16 protein-coding genes and 1 riboswitch are annotated in these 18,606 nt (G+C 36.1%); of the genes, 11 read left to right on the top strand and 5 right to left on the bottom strand.

From position 1 onward, the window contains the following. Window positions 1–32 precede the first annotated feature (32 nt). From IGI43_RS04135 to IGI43_RS04125, 3 genes are read right to left on the bottom strand one after another with little or no spacing between them, the layout of a single operon-like run. A complete protein-coding gene (locus IGI43_RS04135) occupies window positions 33–1,202 on the bottom strand; it encodes an FtsW/RodA/SpoVE family cell cycle protein (RefSeq protein WP_438756569.1) in 1,170 nt (389 codons plus the stop codon). Further along, window positions 1,199–2,380 carry an FtsW/RodA/SpoVE family cell cycle protein gene (locus IGI43_RS04130; RefSeq protein WP_438756568.1) on the bottom strand — a complete coding sequence of 394 codons (1,182 nt, stop codon included), beginning with the start codon at window positions 2,378–2,380 and terminating at the stop codon, window positions 1,199–1,201. Before IGI43_RS04130 ends, IGI43_RS04135 begins: the two co-directional genes overlap by 4 nt. Beyond that, the gene (locus tag IGI43_RS04125) at window positions 2,377–3,303 is read right to left on the bottom strand and encodes an LCP family protein (RefSeq protein WP_438756567.1); all 927 of its coding nucleotides are present in this window, start codon (window positions 3,301–3,303) and stop codon (window positions 2,377–2,379) included. Before IGI43_RS04125 ends, IGI43_RS04130 begins: the two co-directional genes overlap by 4 nt. Before the next feature lie 295 nt (window positions 3,304–3,598). After that, window positions 3,599–3,768, bottom strand: a riboswitch (M-box (ykoK) riboswitch). A 688-nt stretch (window positions 3,769–4,456) separates the two neighbouring features. Here IGI43_RS04125 and budA point away from each other — a divergent pair. Next, window positions 4,457–5,170 (top strand): acetolactate decarboxylase, encoded by a 714-nt coding sequence (budA, locus tag IGI43_RS04120; RefSeq protein ID WP_438756566.1) that lies wholly within the window; start codon window positions 4,457–4,459, stop codon window positions 5,168–5,170. Between the two features lie 130 nt (window positions 5,171–5,300). Here budA and rnhC read toward each other — a convergent pair whose 3' ends face one another. Next, entirely contained in the window at window positions 5,301–6,230 is a 930-nt protein-coding gene (gene rnhC, locus IGI43_RS04115) for a ribonuclease HIII (RefSeq protein ID WP_438756565.1), read from the bottom strand. A gap of 330 nt (window positions 6,231–6,560) precedes the next feature. Here rnhC and rimP point away from each other — a divergent pair, with 330 nt between their 5' ends. From rimP to IGI43_RS04065, 10 genes are all read left to right on the top strand, one after another. After that, window positions 6,561–7,034 carry a ribosome maturation factor RimP gene (rimP, locus tag IGI43_RS04110; RefSeq protein WP_438756564.1) on the top strand — a complete coding sequence of 158 codons (474 nt, stop codon included), beginning with the start codon at window positions 6,561–6,563 and terminating at the stop codon, window positions 7,032–7,034. Between the two features lie 113 nt (window positions 7,035–7,147). Then, window positions 7,148–8,326, top strand: a complete 1,179-nt coding sequence (gene nusA / locus IGI43_RS04105) for a transcription termination factor NusA (RefSeq protein WP_438756563.1) — start codon at window positions 7,148–7,150, stop codon at window positions 8,324–8,326. Between the two features lie 18 nt (window positions 8,327–8,344). After that, window positions 8,345–8,641, top strand: coding sequence for an RNase P modulator RnpM (gene rnpM, locus IGI43_RS04100; protein WP_438756562.1), 297 nt, complete (start codon window positions 8,345–8,347; stop codon window positions 8,639–8,641). Next, window positions 8,634–8,936, top strand: coding sequence for a YlxQ-related RNA-binding protein (locus IGI43_RS04095; RefSeq protein WP_438758806.1), 303 nt, complete (start codon window positions 8,634–8,636; stop codon window positions 8,934–8,936). Before rnpM ends, IGI43_RS04095 begins: the two co-directional genes overlap by 8 nt. Window positions 8,937–8,948: 12 nt before the next feature. Further along, window positions 8,949–11,504 carry a translation initiation factor IF-2 gene (gene infB, locus IGI43_RS04090; protein ID WP_438756561.1) on the top strand — a complete coding sequence of 852 codons (2,556 nt, stop codon included), beginning with the start codon at window positions 8,949–8,951 and terminating at the stop codon, window positions 11,502–11,504. 33 nt (window positions 11,505–11,537) lie between these two features. Beyond that, the gene (rbfA, locus tag IGI43_RS04085) at window positions 11,538–11,888 is read left to right on the top strand and encodes a 30S ribosome-binding factor RbfA (protein WP_438756560.1); all 351 of its coding nucleotides are present in this window, start codon (window positions 11,538–11,540) and stop codon (window positions 11,886–11,888) included. Window positions 11,889–12,182: 294 nt separating this feature from the next. Then, window positions 12,183–13,436 (top strand): coiled-coil domain-containing protein, encoded by a 1,254-nt coding sequence (locus tag IGI43_RS04080; protein WP_438756559.1) that lies wholly within the window; start codon window positions 12,183–12,185, stop codon window positions 13,434–13,436. A 229-nt stretch (window positions 13,437–13,665) separates the two neighbouring features. Continuing rightward, window positions 13,666–14,586, top strand: coding sequence for a tRNA pseudouridine(55) synthase TruB (gene truB / locus IGI43_RS04075; RefSeq protein ID WP_438756558.1), 921 nt, complete (start codon window positions 13,666–13,668; stop codon window positions 14,584–14,586). A 17-nt stretch (window positions 14,587–14,603) separates the two neighbouring features. Continuing rightward, complete coding sequence (gene ribF, locus IGI43_RS04070) at window positions 14,604–15,551, top strand: riboflavin biosynthesis protein RibF (RefSeq protein WP_438756557.1); 948 nt, start codon at window positions 14,604–14,606, stop codon at window positions 15,549–15,551. Between the two features lie 201 nt (window positions 15,552–15,752). Then, window positions 15,753–17,546: a glycerophosphodiester phosphodiesterase family protein gene (locus IGI43_RS04065; protein ID WP_438756556.1), complete on the top strand. Its 1,794-nt coding sequence runs from the start codon at window positions 15,753–15,755 to the stop codon at window positions 17,544–17,546. A gap of 168 nt (window positions 17,547–17,714) precedes the next feature. On the opposite strand, the gene IGI43_RS04060 is transcribed toward IGI43_RS04065, so the two are convergent. After that, on the bottom strand, window positions 17,715–18,605 hold the full coding sequence (locus tag IGI43_RS04060; protein ID WP_438756555.1) for a LysR family transcriptional regulator: 891 nt from the start codon (window positions 18,603–18,605) through the stop codon (window positions 17,715–17,717). Between the last annotated feature and the right edge of the window lies 1 nt (window position 18,606).

Raw genomic sequence — 18,606 nt, 5'->3', positions numbered from 1 at the left:
AAATCCGATCATAATATGAATAAAAGAATACTCTAGTCTTTTTCTTTCTGGTAATACATCGAAAGAATCAGCCCAACGCCAATAAAATTAGCTAAATAAGCTGTACCGCCTTGACTGATAAAAGGCAAAGGAATGCCCGTCAATGGAAGCAATCCAATATTAGACCCTATATTTTCAAGGATATGAAACAAGAAATACATGATCACACCAGTCGTAATATAGGCATAAAATTCACGTTTTGCATTTAATGTACAAATCAACATTTGATAAATTAAGTAAAAAAACAAAAGAATCAATGCGCAGGTCCCGACAAAACCGAAAGCTTCACCAATTACAGTAAAAATCATATCTGACTCTCGAACAGGCACATAGACTTGTAGATTTGTCAGACCTTGTCCAACCATTTCACCAGAACCGATTGCGGTCAAACCTCTTGCTTGTTGAAACGAAATCGAATCTGCATATTCAAAAGGATTAAGCCAAGCATGGATGCGATTGAATTGGTAGGGTTGGAAATGAAGATAGGTAAGCATTTTTTGTCCTCGCTCCGTTAAAACCAATAAAATACCACTGACGCCAAGCACACCTAAAGTCCCAAAACCAACCGTCAAAATTTTCCAAGAACAGCCAGATACAAGGATTACCCCAAGGAAAATCGAAATAAAAACTAAACTTGTTCCAAAATCTTTTTGATAAAACATCAATCCGAAGACAGGGAGGCTGACAAGGGATAATTCACCCAATAAACGAAAATCTTCTTTTAAAGTTGATGGACTTTCAGAGCGTTGTCTTCTTCTTGTGACAATATAGGCCAACATCAAAATATAACCAAGTTTCATAAATTCAGAGGGTTGAAATGAAAATGGTCCCAGCCGAATCCAACGTTTTGTTCCTGTAGCCGCCGCCATAACGGGATCGTGAAATTTTACCAGTAATCCCATCAAAAAAAGGGATAAACCATATAGCGTTGGCGTAAATTTCCATAAATATTTTATAGGAATAAACATCGTGGTGAACATTGTCGCTAATCCTAAAAGAGTCCATAAAAATTGTTTTTTCAATAAAGGCATAACAGATTCTACAGCAGGATCAGCATGAAAAGCACCATACTGTGCAACAAATCCTATAATTATCAAAAGAAAAACAGGTAAGAGGAGGGCATAGTTTACTGGTTCACTTTTTGCAGGTAATGCTTTTCTCATGAAATCCCTCCTTGCGGCTCATAAGTTTCTCTGATCTCAGTTGCGCGTGCATTAAGAGCGATGCCTAAAGTAATACTTAGTATTAACAAACTAGAGCCTCCGTAGCTGATGAAAGGGAAGGTAAGTCCAGTCATCGGAATGTAACCCAACAGGCTGCCCACATTTACAGACACTTGAAGTAAAAGCAACATACCACAACCAAGGTAGAGATAAGAGTAGTAAAGATTTTTTGATTTTATTGCAAGTAAGAATAAACGAGCAACAATAAAGAAAACGGCAAATAAGATACCGATAGAAAGAATCAATCCTAATTCTTCTATACAAATTGCAAAGATGAAATCTGTATCAGCGGCAGGAAGAAATCCTTTTTTCTGAATACTATTTCCTAATCCTAATCCCCAAAAACCGCCATTATGCATTGCATAGTAAGCATTTGATGTTTGGAATCCTTTCCCTGTTGGGTCGATGAAAGGATTTTGCATTACTTCGAATCTTGTCACCAAATAGCTGAATTTTTGAGGCATCCAATTAGTGGGAATCGACAATAAAAGAACAGTTCCTAACCGTTTCGCCGCAATGAAGCCAACTAAAGCCAGTGACGTAAATAATGGAGACAGACCGCTAAATAAAAATAAGGCTAGTACAAGTATGAAAATCATTGAAGCGCCTGCGATATTTGGTTGTAATGCGACAAAAAGGATAAAGCAAAGTGAGACTAATAGCGATCGCTTATGGTCTTTAAACGTAAAGGGAACCAAGGTATCATTTTTTGATAAGTTTGCAGCCAAGTATAAAATCATGACTAAAGGAACTAACTCAGAAGGTTGAAACAAAAGTACGCCTAGGTTGATCCAACGTTTTGCGCCACCAACTGTCGTTCCAATGAACGGCAAGGCAATGATGGAAAGGAAAGTAAGTGCCAATATGAAATACATGATTTTAGGTTTACGAAGAACAGACAAATTAATTCGATACACAATACTCATGCAAACTAAACTAAAAATAAAAGAGATCATTTGTTTGATTGCTTTACTAGAAGTTCCAAGATCACTGTCTAATAATTGGTAAGAGCTGGAACTATAGACCATTAATATGCCTACGACACATAAGATAAAATAAGGGATCAAAATATAAAAATCTAAGTAATGAAGTTTGGATAATCTCTTTACTTGTTTCATTGACTTTCTCCATCATTCAAGAATTTATGAATCGCTTCTTCATTTAGTTTCTCATCGACTTCCAATACACTTCCGGCATCAGTGTAGTCATTAAATGCCCAGCTCCCTTTAACTGGTACAGATAATGTTTCAAGATTTTTTACATTCCCTTTAAGAAAATCTTTTGCTAAGTCTATAAGTACGTTAGTAGGTATGTTTGTATCCAAATAGCCAACAGCTTCACCAGCAATTTTTGGAAGTTGTGCTAGAGGTAAAGCATCTTTGGACTGTTTAGCCAAAGCATCCATGACTTGTTGCTGTCTTCTTACGCGACCAAAATCGCCCTCTTCGTCCATTCGAAAACGAGCATATTGTAACAATGTGTTGCCATCCATGATTTGCTTGCCTTTTTTTATATCGACATTGTCTAAATTGATCTCTTTTTCTGCATCGATTTCAACGCCTTTTGGATACAGTTCATTGATCAGTTGGATGAAATTATTAAAATCAGCTGAAATATAATAATTGATTGGTAATCCAAACGAGTCATTAAGCACTTTTCTCGTTAATTCTGCTCCACCATATGCATAGGCTGCATTGATTTTTTCCAAACCATGTCCCGGTATTGAAACATAAGAATCTCTCATAATTGATATTAATATGGGTTGCTTTGTTTCACTGTTATAGTGGGCGACCATTAAGGTATCAGCGCGTCCCCCATCTTCATCATCTTCTCGACCGTCATCACCTATGATCATAATCGTGATTTCTTTCATATTCGTCTGCTGATCACCAGAAAAATCATTATTCTTGTTCTTGTTTACCTGTGATTGAGCCATTTTTTTCCCATTATGAAAGCTGATTGCTGTATAACTGCCGACTCCTATAATAATCAAGAGAACCAAAAGAAGTATACAAACTAAAAATTTCATTCCTGTTTTCATTTTTATTCCTCGCTAATCATTTTAATTGATCATCAAATAAAGCTTGGCATTAGGAATTGATTTAGATGGGGGATAAAAAGGGTATTTTGACTAAAAAATAATGGATAACAACAGGCACAAAATAAAAGAAGAATCTTCACGATCGATAATATAAAATGAAGAAAACAGTCCTTCTTTGATTTGTCTCTCCGCCTTTAAAGAGTAAGAATCCTGTCAACATTATTTACAAAAACAAAAAACCTCCGCTTAGAATAACTCAGCGAAGGGGATTGATTTCAGCACAAAAAAGAGCCTTTTATCATTCTCATCGTTGAGTTTTAGCACTATGAAACGTAAAAAGCAGAGCTTTTAGCTACTTTGTGAAAAGCCTTAATTCGACAATTCCTGTCCTACCCATTCCTGTCTTTCGACATTTTTGAGCAGTAGCCTGTGTTTCCATAGGAGCCTCACCTAACAAGTTATTCAGATCGTCTTAAATATAGTAAATATCTCTAATGAAGTCAATGAGATAAATATTAATTTTTTTATAATATGCTTTTTTTATAATGACTTTTTTTATTTTAAACTAGAAATCCCATCGTCTAGAGGTTTCACGCTACAAAAGTGAATATGCCAAAAAAATACATCTATCTATATTCTTTACTCTTTCTTAAATATAAAGAAAAAAGTTAATAGAAATAAAGAATAGAGGAACGATTGTTTCAGCTAAATCTTCACTTATGGGTGTCAGACAAATGAGTAAACAAAAAAATAGTAGGCGTGCTATAATAAAAAATAATACAGAGTTGAAAACTGTATCAAAAAGATAATGTTTTTATTTAAATTTTTTACGAATATTCTATTTTTATGAGTGATGAAACGTAATGTAATCTGTTTTCAAAATGAATGTGACACAACGTGGAATGAAGCAGAAAAGGTGCTGGAATTATGGTGAAAAAAGTTGATAAATGATCAATCTAGTTACATTTTTGAAGCGAATAGAGATAAATTTACTAAGTATTAAAGCATCGTGTTTCTGATATGAACTTTTACCAGTCGATTTTGTGAGATATGCAGAAGTTTTAACTATGATTGTAATCTCAATCGATTAAAAAAAGAGTGAAATGCTTATAAAACAATTTTACAAGATCAGTTTTACAGAAAGGGGATAACAATGACAGAAGAAGCAGTCTTATATCAGCATGGAACGTTGGGTGCATTAATGGCAGGTTTGATGGATGGGACTGAGACAATCGCAAACATTTTAAAAAAAGGGGATTTTGGGATTGGTACTTTATCAGGTTTAGATGGAGAATTGATCATTTTAAATGGAAGAGCCTATCAAGGAAGAGAAGATGGTGCTTTGATCGATCTAGATGAGGAACAAAAGACTCCATATGCCGCAGTGACAATGTTTAGACCATCTTTTTCTATACCTGTGACTAGTGAAGCAAACAGCGCACAAATCATTAAGCTGATTCGTAAACACTTGAGAAGTGAAAATCTTTTTCACGCAATCAAAATACATGGGACGTTTAAAGACGTCTGTATTCGAGCAATGGCTAAACAAGAAAAACCATATAAAAGACTAGTTGAAGCATCTAAGGAGCAACCCGAATTTAGTAAAAAAAATACTACAGGAACTATCGTTGGTTTTTTCACGCCAGAGTTGTTTCAAGGCGTTGCAGCAGCAGATTTTCATCTGCACTTTATAGACGATGAGCAAACATTCGGGGGTCATTTGATAGCATTTGAATTAGAAAAAGGAACGATCGAAATCGAGCCGATGGACACATTGATGCAACATTTTCCTGAAAATGATGACACGTTTATTCATGCAGCAATCGATTATACTGATTTAGCTAAAGAAATTCAAGAAGCTGAATAATAAAAAACAGGTGGACAAAAAAGTGCTTAGCTCTCAAAAATAAGAAAGAACTAAGCACTTTTGTATCGTCTTTTAATTGGAAATTCGAAGCTGTAAAAAGTCAAAGCGTCTCGTCACATCTTCTTTTTTATTATTTTGCAGCAATTTTTTTCGCTTTTTCTGTATTGGCAAAATGAAGTTTTACATATTTACTTAGTAAGTCCAATCCACCTTTAGCGATTACTTTAGCGGCCACCTTATCAGAAGTCGCTCCTGCACCAGACGGTACTTTCATGCCCAATTCTGCAGATTCTTTATCTAGTTCTTCTAAAAAGGCTGCTCGGCTGATGATTGAAGCTGCTGCGACCGCAACATGGTATTGTTCGCCTTTCGTAATAAAGGATAACGTTTCGCTGACCTGATTTTTTTCACTTCGTACATATTTTTTATAATTTGTTTCTGGTGTAAATTGGTCGATCAGGATTGCTTCAGGTTTGATTGGTTCGATGTCACGTAATAATAAGTGGATCGCTTGATTATGTAAGGCGACTTTCATATGGACAGCGTTGTATTTAGGTTGGATCTGATTGTATTTTTCTGGTTCGACAATTAGTAGTTTATAAGGAATCAATTCTTTGACCACTTTAGAAAGCTGGATGATTTGAGGATCGGTCAACTCCTTAGAATCTCTTACGCCAAGAGCTTTCAACTTTTCGACCATGGTTTTATCGACATAAGCTGCACAAACAGTAACGGGGCCAAAATAACTACCATTGCCCACTTCATCACTGCCTAAGACCGAAAGTTTACTGAAATTAGCAGGTAAAGTTGTTGTTTTTTTTGAGGATGAACTAGTTTTTTTATTCGTTTTAAGTGAACTGCCCCATTTTGCTGCTATTTTTTCAGCATCCGAACCTTGAAAAACCACTTTTCCAGAGGTGTAAGCTGTAATTGTCGTATTTCCAATTCTGGCAACAAATTCAGAGTAAGGAACTGTTTTGTTTAAACGATGTTTTTCATAAAAGGTCTGCATTTTTTTCATCGTTTCTTTTGTTACTTTGATTACTTGTATTTGAGACATAACGACGCTCCTTTCAACTTTTCTTATCAATAGTAAAACAAATGGGCAAAAAAGTGAAGCATGTTTCTTTGGATAAAGATAATTGCTGATAAATGGCTTTCTAATGACGTAAAGTTGAGTTTTCAGAAAATATGTGTTAGAATACATTATAAGTAATGATACTAGTTTGAGTGAGCGGATTTCTGCTCACTCTTTTTAATGGAGTAACATAGGAAGAAAATAGAAAAAAACGTTGATTTTTCTCGTTTTTCTATGGTCTAGCTGGTTAAGCCAGCGTTTCGCTTTTCTATGATCTAGTACGTTACATAAATCTCGAAGGAGGCGAAAATTTTGAGTAGTGTTGTGGAAACTGTTACCGAGTTAGTCACACCAATCTTAGAAAAACAAAATTTTGAACTTGTAGAAGTAGAGTTTGTCAAGGAAGGAAGAGACTGGTTTCTCCGCGTTTTTATTGATAAAGAAGGCGGTATCGATATCTTAGACTGTGCACTTGTTAGTGAACAGCTAGACGAAAAACTTGATTCTATGGATCCTGATCCGATTCCTCAAGCGTACTTTTTGGAAGTATCCTCTCCGGGAGCTGAACGTCCGTTGAAGAAAGAAAGCGACTATGAAAAAGCAGTTGGAGAATACATTCATGTTTCACTTTATCAAATGTTCGATGGTGAAAAACAATTTGAAGGTATCTTAAAAACAATCGATAAAGATCAGTTGACCTTGACAGTCAAAATCAAAACAAGAGTAAAAGATTATACATTCGAACGAAATAACATTGCAAAAGCTCGTTTAGCAATTCAGTTTTAAACGAAGTAAAACGATCAAGCAAAAGCTTATCGCGAGTTGTAAGAATCGACCGACAAAAGGTTGACCAGCTCCGTTCACCTTTCATTTAGACAGTAGGAGGAAATGATAAAAAAATGAGCAAAGAAATGTTAAATGCACTAGATGCATTAGAAGCTGAAAAAGGTATTTCTAAAGAGATTGTGATTGACGCATTGGAAGCAGCTTTAGTTTCCGCATATAAAAGACATTATGGGCAAGCCCAAAACGTTGAAGTAGAATTTGATGGTAAAAAAGGCAACATCCATGTTTATGCTGTAAAAGAAGTAACGGAAGAAGTCTTTGATTCACAACTTGAAGTGTCCTTAAAAGAAGCGATGGAAGTCAACAAAGCTTATGAGATGGGCGATAAAATTCGTTTTGAGGTCACACCAAAAGATTTCGGTCGAATCGCAGCGCAAACGGCAAAGCAAGTTATTTTGCAACGTGTTCGTGAAGCTGAAAGAAACATTATCTATAACGAGTTCAGTGCTTATGAGAATGATATCATGCAAGGAATTGTTGAAAGACAAGACCGCCGCTACATCTATGTAAACTTAGGAAAGATCGAAGCTGTTTTATCTAAGCAAGATCAAATGCCAAATGAATTTTATCAACCCCATGACCGTATTAAAGTCTACGTTTCAAAAGTTGAGAACACTTCAAAAGGGCCGCAAGTTTTTGTTAGCCGTAGCCATCCAGACTTATTGAAGCGATTATTTGAACAAGAAATCCCGGAAGTGTATGATGGAATTGTGGAGATTGTGAGCATTGCCCGTGAAGCTGGTGATCGTTCGAAAGTCTCTGTTCGTTCATCAGATCCGAATATCGATCCTGTCGGAACATGTGTAGGGCCAAAAGGTCAACGTGTACAAGCAATCGTGAACGAATTAAAAGGTGAAAACATGGATATCGTTGAGTGGAGTGAAGACCCAGCAGTATTCATCAGCAACGCATTGAATCCTGCCCAAGTCGTAGACGTTATTTTTGATCCAAACAACAACAAAGCTTGTACTGTAGTCGTTCCAGATTATCAGTTATCTTTAGCGATTGGTAAACGAGGTCAAAACGCACGTTTAGCTGCTAAATTGACTGGTTTTAAAATCGACATCAAACCAGAATCTGAAATGGAAGCCTACTACGCAGAAGCTGCAGAAAATCAAGAGACACTTGAAGAGGCGCACGATGAAGCAATCGTTTTATCTGACATGACAGCTGATGATTACGAAAATGTTGAGTTTGAAGAAGAGACAGTAGAAGACGAAGAACAAGTCTAACGATTTGGAGGGAATAAAATGAAAAAAAGAAAAATCCCGATGCGCAAATCTGTTGTTTCTGGTGAAATGAAACCTAAAAAAGAACTAGTTCGGATCACGCGTTCTAAAGAAGGCGAAGTGGCGATCGACCCAACAGGGAAAATGCCGGGACGCGGAGCGTATGTTTCACTTGAGCCAAAAGAAGTAAAGGAAGCTTGGGATAAACATATTTTAGACCGTGTGTTGGAAACGAAATTGACAGATGTTTTTTACCAAGAATTATTAGACTATGTTGAACATCAAAAAGCACGTAAAGAGTTGTTTGGCAATGAATAAAGAAAAAATATTAAATTTACTAGGTTTGGCTATGAGAGCTGGAAAACTAGTGACCGGTGAAGAATTGACCATCGGTGATATCCGGAGCAATAAAGCAAAATTCGTTTTTGTCGCTTCCGATGCTAGTGAGAATACAAGAAAAAAAATTAGGGACAAATGTTCCTATTACAACGTTTCTTGCAATGAGTCGTTTTTACATTCAGAGTTAAGTCAAGCGATCGGCAGAACACGTATGGTGATCGGAATCAATGATCAGGGCTTTGCGACGAAGTTCAAGGAACTAATCAAAGGTTAGGAAGGTGATTGCATGGGGAAAAAAAGAATTTACGAACTAGCAAAAGAAATCAATCAATCGAGTAAAGATGTTGTCGAAAAAGCACATGCTTTAGGTATGGATGTGAAAAATCACATGGGCGCAATTTCCTCTGAGGACGAATCCAAACTTCGTAACTCATTTGGAGGCAATAAACCTGTAAATGCACAACAAAAACCTGCCGCAAAACCACAAGCACCGAGTGGTCACGGGCAAACAAAACCAGCAAATCCAAAACCAGCTAACCAAAATGGAAATAGACCAAACCAAAATCGACCACAGCAACAAAACAATCAAAATCGTCCAGCACAAGGACAACAAAATAACCAAAATCGTAACAACCAAAATCGAAACATGCAAGGAAGCAGCCAAAATATGACTCAAAACCGTTCAAATCAAGGACAGCAAAATCGTCCGCAACAAAACAATCAAAATCAAAACCGTCCAGCACAAGCAGGACAACAAAACAATCAAAATCGCAATACACAAGGTGGTACTCAAAGTACCAACCAAAACCGCAACACACAAAATACCAACCAAAATCGTCCAGCTGCGCAATCTGGACAGCAAAACCGTCCGCAACAAGGACAAAATAGTAATAATACCCAAGGAAATCAAAATCGTAACAATACGAATACTGGGAATCGCAACAATAGTTTCGGTGGAGGCGGTCAAAATCGTAACCGCAGTGGTTATAATAACCAAAACCGCAACAGATTCAACAAAAAAGGTAAAAAAGGCAAATACCAAGAATCAACAAAACCAGCAGTTCCAGCACGTAAATTCCGTGAATTGCCAGATGTATTAGAATATACAGAAGGAATGAACGTAGCAGATATCGCGAAGAAAATTCACCGTGAGCCAGCTGAAATCATCAAAAAATTATTTATGATGGGTGTTATGGTCAACCAAAACCAATCATTAGATAAAGAAACGATTGAATTACTGGCAGTAGATTATGGTATGGAACCGCAAGAGAAAGTTCAAATCGATGTTGCTGATATCGATAAATTCTTCGAACCAGAAGCATTAGTTGAAGAAAACCTTGTAACACGTCCACCCGTTGTAACGATCATGGGACACGTTGACCACGGTAAAACAACATTACTTGATACTTTACGTAATTCACGCGTAACGTCTGGTGAAGCTGGTGGTATTACTCAGCATATCGGTGCATATCAAATCGATATCGATGGTAAGCCAATTACATTCTTAGATACACCAGGACATGCTGCTTTTACAAGTATGCGTGCTCGTGGAGCTGGTATCACAGATATCACTATTTTAGTCGTTGCAGCAGATGATGGTGTTATGCCGCAAACTGTTGAAGCAATCAATCATGCCAAAGCTGCTGAAGTACCGATCATCGTAGCGGTCAATAAAGTAGATAAACCAGGAGCGAATCCTGATCACGTAAAACAAGAATTAAGTGAACATGGCTTGATCCCAGAAGAATGGGGCGGAGATACAATCTTTGTAAATATTTCAGCTAAGTTTAACCAAAATATTGAAGAACTATTAGAAAATATTCTTTTAATTGCAGAAGTAGAAGATTTGAAAGCTGATCCAACTCAACGCGCAATTGGTACAGTGATCGAAGCCCGTTTAGACAAAGGGAAAGGTCCTGTTGCAACTTTACTTGTACAACAAGGTTCTCTAAAAGTTGGAGATCCGATCGTTGTTGGGAACACATTTGGACGTGTTCGTGTTATGACAAATGATATCGGGCGCCGTGATAAAGCGGTTGGTCCAGCAACACCAGTTGAAATTACCGGATTAAATGATGTACCGCAAGCAGGAGATCGTTTCGTTGTCTTTGAAGATGAAAAAACAGCTCGTCAAGCGGGTGAAGAACGTGGCAAACGTGCTCAGCTTGAACAACGTTCATCAAATAATCGCGTAACATTAGACAACTTATTCGAAAGCCTAAAAGAAGGCGAATTGAAAGACGTTAATGTAATCATCAAAGCAGATGTACAAGGTACGGCGGAAGCTCTTGCTGCAAGCTTGCAAAAAATCGAAGTTGCTGGCGTTCGTGTGAAAATCGTTCATTCGGCTGTTGGGGCAATCAATGAAAGTGATGTGACACTTGCCGCAGCAAGTAATGCGATCATCATTGGGTTTAATGTTCGTCCTACACCGCAAGCGAAACAACAAGCAGATCAAGAAGAAGTTGATATTCGTCTACACCGTATCATCTACAAAGCAATCGAAGAAATCGAAACAGCGATGAAAGGGATGCTTGATCCTGAATTTGAGGAAAAAATTACGGGTCAAATGACGGTTCGTGAACTTTATAAAGTATCTAAAGTTGGAACAATCGCAGGGTGTTACGTAACAGAAGGTTCTATTCGTCGTGATAGTGGCGTTCGTGTGATTCGTGACGGAATCGTTATCTTTGAAGGCAAACTATCTAGCTTGAAACGCTTCAAAGACGATGCTAAAGAAGTTAAACTTGGCTTTGAATGTGGTGCGATGGTTGAAAACTTCAATGACCTTAAAGTTGACGACGTAATTGAAGGTTTTGTTATGGAAGAAATCAAACAATAATTTTAAATAAAGTAAGAAAGAAGGAGAAACAGTATGGCAAATTATCGTGACCGCCGAGTAGGTCAAGAAGTTATGCGTGAAATCAATGATATATTGAGAAAACGTGTAAGGGACCCACGTGTGCAAGATATTACAATTACAGATGTTCGAGTAACTGGAGATTTGCAGCAAGCGACTATTTACTATAGTTTGTTATCTGATCTAGCTTCTGATCAACAAAAAGCGCAACAAGGATTGGATAAAGCAAAAGGGTTGATTCGTAAAGAGTTAGGACAACGTTTGACGCTTTACAAAACGCCTGAACTAATTTTTGAAAAAGATGAATCTGTTCAATATGGAAACCATATTGATGACTTGATCCGCAAATTGAATCAAGGTGAATAGAAAACTTGATTAACTAAAACATACTAAGATTAGAGGGTAAGCTCATCGACAGACGAGTTTACCCTCTATTTTCCTATTTTAAGGTTTATAGTAAGATACGTTGAGGCTTCGAGGTTGGGACAGAAGTGTTTGTGTCTTGGCCTCTTTTTTACTTATTTTTTGTAATAAAATTATTTTTGTAACTATATTGAAATGAACTGTAACACTTTTATCGATCTAATAAATGAAATGTATGGTATTATTTAGAGTATAAGATTTATTAAAGATACTGTTGAAGAAAGTGGAGGGTTAATAGTGAAGAAAAAGAATTTGTCATTATTAATAGTTAGTATGATCACAGTTGCAGGAACAATAGTACCAATGAGTTCATTAGCTGAAACAACTGATAAAAAAATAGAACAACAAGACAAAGAAATTACAGCATTAAAAGAAAAACAAAAAGGAGTAGCAGCGCAAATTACTTCGTTGGAGGAAGAAATTTCGTCTATTTTTGATGATGGGATTGCTCTAAACAAACAAAAGACAGACTTAGTACAGAAATCTGAACAATTAAAAAAAGACATCGCAGCATTAGATGTGCGAATTAATAAAAGAACTGAAGCAATTCAAAAACAAGGAAGAAATGTTCAAGTCAATGGACAAGGAACTCAAATTCTGGATATGATTTTAAATTCAGAATCTATTACGGATGCAGTCGGAAGAGTACAAGCAATTTCCTCAATCATGACAGCAAATAATGATTTAGTTAAACAACAAAAAGAAGACAAAGCTCTTGTTGAAAGTAAAAAGACGGATATCCAAACGAATTTAGCTAATGTAGAAAAGGCCGAGATTCAGCTTGAAAAAGAAAAAGAAAATCTTGTTGCCAAACAAGCAGATTTGAATATTTTAAAAGCAGAAGTCGATTCTGAAACATCAGGTGCTGAAAGTTCAAAAAATAAACTATTAAAAGAACAGCAAGAAGCATTAAAAGTTCAGCTTGCAAATGAAGCAAAGAAAAAAGAAGTAAAAAAAGCTGAGACGGCTAAGACAGATACTGCAAATGAGCAAAAAACAACTGTTCAAAGCGAAAATACTACGGAGGATACTGCGGCACCTTCTAATACTAATGAAACGAATCAATCGACGAATGAACCTGACAAAGGAAACAATGGAAATGATCAAGGAAGCACTGGTCCGTCAGAAAAACCTGATGATCCAGTAACTCCGCCGGTTACTTCTGGGGATGCAACGTTTCAAGCGCTAAATTCTTTACGAGCAGCTCATGGCTTGAATCCAGTGAGCTGGGATGCAGGACTTGCAGCTGCAGCAAGCGGTCGTTCGTCGATCATGCAAGATTACAAAGTACCAGCAGATCATTGGAATAGGGGAGATGAAGTGATTGCCTTCTTGTTTGCTCCAGGTAATTCTGTCATCATGGCTTGGTATAATGAGACGAACATGGACTCACCATCTGGTACAGGTCACCGAGATTGGGAGTTGAATCCTGGCATGACACGTGTTGGATTTGGATATGCTGGCGGTGTAATTGTGGGTCACTCTGCATAAAAATAATACTTAATGGTATTCAATTTACATTAACGATACTAGTGTGAAACAAAACTTTTTTACTCGTTTTGTTTCACACTTTTTATCTGTGGTTGTAATCGTTCATTTCTAGTAGCTATTTTTTTGTTTAATTTATTATCGATCAAAATGAGTTTTAAAAAAATGAATTCCTATCTGCTTCTATGCTATAATAAACCAGTTGATACTTAAATTTTGGAGGAACGAATAAATGGACGGTATTTTACCTTTATGGAAAGAAGCGGGCATGACCAGCCATGACTGTGTTTTCAAACTAAGGAAAATTTTACATACGAAAAAAGTTGGTCACGGCGGTACTTTAGATCCTGATGTATCTGGGGTTTTACCTATTTGTATCGGTAAAGGGACGAAAGTCATTGAATATATGGTTGACTCTGGCAAGACATACGAAGGAGAAATCACACTTGGCTTTTCTACGACAACAGAAGATGTTAGTGGAGAAATAGTAGAGAAAGTAGCTCTGTCTAAAGCTTTTTCAAATAAAGAAATCGATGATGCTATGCAGACGATGACAGGTGTTATCACACAAATTCCACCAATGTTTTCAGCGGTTAAAGTTAATGGCAAACGTCTTTATGAATATGCCAGAAACGGTGAAGAAGTTGACCGCCCAGAGAGACAGGCGACGATTTATTCTTTTGAACGCACGAGTGAGCCTGTTTTTGATGAAACAAAAGGAACGCAACGGTGGCGTTTTAAAGTCATTTGCGGTAAAGGAACCTACGTTAGAACGTTATCTGTAGACACAGGCCTTGCTTTAGGAGTGCCAGCTCATATGTCCGACTTAACACGTACGGCAAGCGGTGGCTTAACAGCTGAACAATGCTTGACGTTAGAACAAGTTGCAGAAAAAATGGCGCAAAATGAAATCAACGAAACGCTATTACCAATCGAAACAGCTATCGAACAATTTCAGCGCATTGATTTAGCGGATGAGCTTTATCAAAAAGTCAAAAATGGTGTTCGCTTAAGTCCAACTGAATTGACTTTGAAGGAGATGCCGCAAGACTTAGTCGCATTATTCTATCAAGATCAAGTTGTGAGTTTATATATGGCTCATCCAACTAAACCCAATGTATTAAAACCCAGTAAAGTATTACGAAATAATTAATAGAAAGAAGTTTTATCATGCAAATTATTCCAATTCGACATCCTTATAATTCGGAGCAGATCCCAGAAGATGATGTTGTGATGGTATTAGGTTTTTTTGATGGTGTTCATCGTGGACATCAAAAAGTGATTGAAACAGGTAAAAAAATTGCAATAGAAAAAGGCTTGAAACTGGCAGTAATGACATTTAATCAGCATCCGTCCATTGTTTTTCAAAAAGTTTTACCTGAAAATATGAAATATTTGAACAGTTTGGAACAAAAAGAACGGTTGATGGCTAACTTAGGTGTAGATATTTTGTATGTGATCGAATTTACTTCTGCTTTTGCTCACTTAGCGCCACAGGAATTTGTAGATCAATATATTGTCGGACTTCATGCAGCGGTTGCAGTTTCTGGTTTTGATTATACCTATGGTCCTAAAGAAATTGCAGATGTTGCCCATTTACCTGGATATGCCAACGATCGATTTGAAGTCGTAACGGTAAGTAAAGAAGAATTAGCTGGTGTAAAAATCAGTTCTACAAGGATTCGTGATTTGATGGAACAAGGAAGAATGGAAGAGGTCACTGAATTACTCGGTTATGTCTATGAAACTGATGGAACTGTTGTACATGGTGATGCCAGAGGACGTTTATTAGGATTTCCTACTGCTAATATTAAAGTGAAGAGTACTGTTCGTCTGCCTAGAGTAGGAGTTTACGCTGTCAAAATCCAAGTTGGAGAAAAATGGCATGTTGGTATGGGCTCGATCGGTCACAATGATACTTTTGGTGAGGGTCGCGAGTTGACAGTGGAAGTCTACATCTTAGATTTCCATCAAGATATTTACGGCGAACAAGTAACCGTATCTTGGAATCATTATTTGCGCGACCAAATCAAGTTTGATGGAGCAGAAAATTTGATCGTTCAGCTAAAACAAGACGAACAAGATACAGCCGATTATTTTTTGAAAAAGACTCGTTAAACTGGTTTTCAGATTCCAGTGAAACTGAGTAATCGTTAATGAATCGTATAAACAGATGGATTTTCGTCTACTGTTTATACGATTTTTACTTTCAATCTTAAAATAAAGATAAAAGGTAGACTTTTCCACATTTAATAAAAATAAATTGTATACTATAAATAGGATAGTTAAGAAAAAATAATTTACCTTAAGGGGAAATGTATGGAGAAAAAGGAAAACCAGAAAAGAAAAACAAGGCTATTTCTTTTTTTGATTTTGTTTATAGTAGTTATCTTAGGTGGAATTTCTTCCTTTATTTGGTTTTCTATCAACATTGATTATCAGGATAATACGAACCCTTCCTATGATGGTTATCATTTTTTATCGGTAAAATTAGACTTAGATACAATCGATTTTCAAAAAAAACATAAAACGTTAATGGATGGAAGTCAAGTGAAAGGGGAATTTTCAGAACATATGATTGATTCTGTAGTGCAAAATATGGGGATCAAATATCCTGTACCTCGTCCAGTTTTTCATTTAATAAATAAAGACAATAAACAGACTGTTTATCGAGTAAAGGCAAATCTATCTAGCGTGAAACATATAAAAAAAGTTGAATTTGCAACCTTTGGCGAATTAAATGGGCAAAACGATCTAAAGCTTTATCAAGGTGTTTATCAGCCTGAAAGTGATACCTGGGAATCGGATATTATCGTAAAAAATCATCAAGAAGTTGGACGGTATCAAATTAAACTTTTGATTACAAAAGAAAATGGAAAAACGGAACTTGTTGAGTTTGGTGAATTCATCGTGGAACAGCCAACTATAGAAGCTGAAATTGATCGTTCTAAAGTGGGGAAAGGTCAATTTGATGTAAACATCAAAACGAAAAGTGTGGCAACGATTGAAAAAGTCAAAGTCTCTGTTTGGCACAAAGAGGATCAAAGCGATAAAAAAATATATGAAGGAATTCGACAAATGGATAATACCTATAACGTTCATATTGATTACGAAGATTTTGATTTTAATAATGGTGTTTATCATGTGAATTCAGAATTAACTGCAACGAACGGATTAACAGCCAAAGGAGAAGAGAGCACAGTAGCAATTGATCTTAATCGTCCTGTTCGGATCCGTATCATGCAAGAAACAACCCTTTTTCAGGATAGAACCTTGTCAAAAGTTGCTAAGCAATTACCAACGAATAGTATAGCTTACGTAAAGGGTATCGCTTTTAATTCAGAAAACAAAATATACCGTACAACTGAAGGATACATTTCTGCGGATAATAGTGAAATTAATGAAATGATGGATGATATACGCTATGTCGCACATCGTGGCAATCACAAAGTTGCACCTGAAAACTCTATCCCTGCCTTTCAACAATCCGATAGCTGGGGAATTGAAACCGATATTTGGCTGACGAAAGATAAGCAATGGGTCATTATGCATGATAAAACGATTGATCGAATGACCAATGGTAAAGGAAAAATAAAGGATCTGACATTAGCTCAAATAAACTTATTTCACATCGATCAAGGAGCTAATAAGCAAAATTATTCAGAAGATCAATTAGTGATTCCTACGTTAGAAGACTTTCTAACGATTATAAATAATAAAAAAAGTATCCCTTTTATTGAGATCAAAGCCAAAAACCTTGAATCAAGTGATTACGATAGTCTAGCAAATTTAATTAGTGCATACGGTATGGCGGATACGGCAGTAATAATCTCATTTGATTATCCCAATTTGATTGAAATGAAAAAACGTCTTCCAGATACTCAAGTTCAGTTTTTAGCGACTACTTTAGATGAGCAAATGATTGATCAAGTAAGCACTCTAGGTGAAAATGCTGGTTTAGATATCAAATATGATTGTGTTGTTGATCGAGCAGATCTGATAGCTAAAGCGCAAAGTAAAGGATTGTCTGTTAATTTATGGGGGGTTCCACAAAGCGAGTTTAAGAAGATGGAGGCTTTAGGAATAAACAATCTAACTACAGATTATAATTAAGCAACACAAATTTGTTTTTTAAAATGATAATCCCTTAAATTTCTGATCAATTAGTTGAAAACAGTGTTTAGCTTTGAGGAGTATGCGGAAATTTATAAAAACTATTATCTAGATTTTTATGAATTTCCGTCTATATTTAGAGTTTTTTTGATTTGTTTGTAGTAGTCATTAAAATGAAGTATTGGTAAATGAAGACAACACTTGTTTTAGCTGAGGGTTCATGTATTTATTTTTAAGATAATAAATAGACATCGCTCTAATTGGGAGGGTTTCATGATTGATGGATGCAATATTGAAATCATCTAAATGACATTCTAAATATTGTGGAACGATAGAAAATGTGTCCGTATTGTTTACAATGTAAAGAATCAATTCAGTCGTATCAACTTGAATATCATATTCTTGAGATCTTTTCGGAAGATTTATTGCCATCCAATTATAAATAGTTTTTGTTTCAAGAAAATTTTCTTTGAAAAAAACAAAAGGATAGTTGTCGAATAAGTCCAAAGTGAGTGTTTTATTGTTTAAGACTGGATGTCCTTTTCGTACAATAATATTGTATTCATTTGAATAAATAATTAGTTCATTTATTTCAGCGGGGACTTTTTTTACAGAAGGACCAATTCCAATATCGCATTCCATTGTTTCCAGTGACTTGAAGATGTTATCTGAAATTATGGTATTTACTTTTAACTCTTCATACTCACGAAATAAAGAAGAAAGAATATCCATTAATTTAAATTCTAGATCATTTAAAAAAAGAGCAACATTTAAGGTTGGCTTGGCAGTTTTTTTTGTGGTAGAAAGATCATTAATTTCTTCGCAAATATAGGACATTTCTTGTTTGATACGCCAACAATGCGCTTCTAATATTTTTCCAGCAGGTGTAAGTTGACATTCTCCACTGTTTCTAAAAAATAAAGCTGTTCCAATTTCGTCTTCAAGATTTTTTATTTGCTTGCTTAGAGCAGCTTGCGAAATATTCAACTTATTACTAGCTCTCGTGAATTGTTTTTCTTCGCAGAGAGATAAAAAATAGTTCAGATGCGTTAATTCCATG

It is taken from the genome of Enterococcus sp. AZ126, assembly GCF_051714545.1.
Lineage (GTDB): Bacteria > Bacillota > Bacilli > Lactobacillales > Enterococcaceae > Enterococcus_L.
This window is presented reverse-complemented; position numbering and strand designations above follow the sequence as displayed.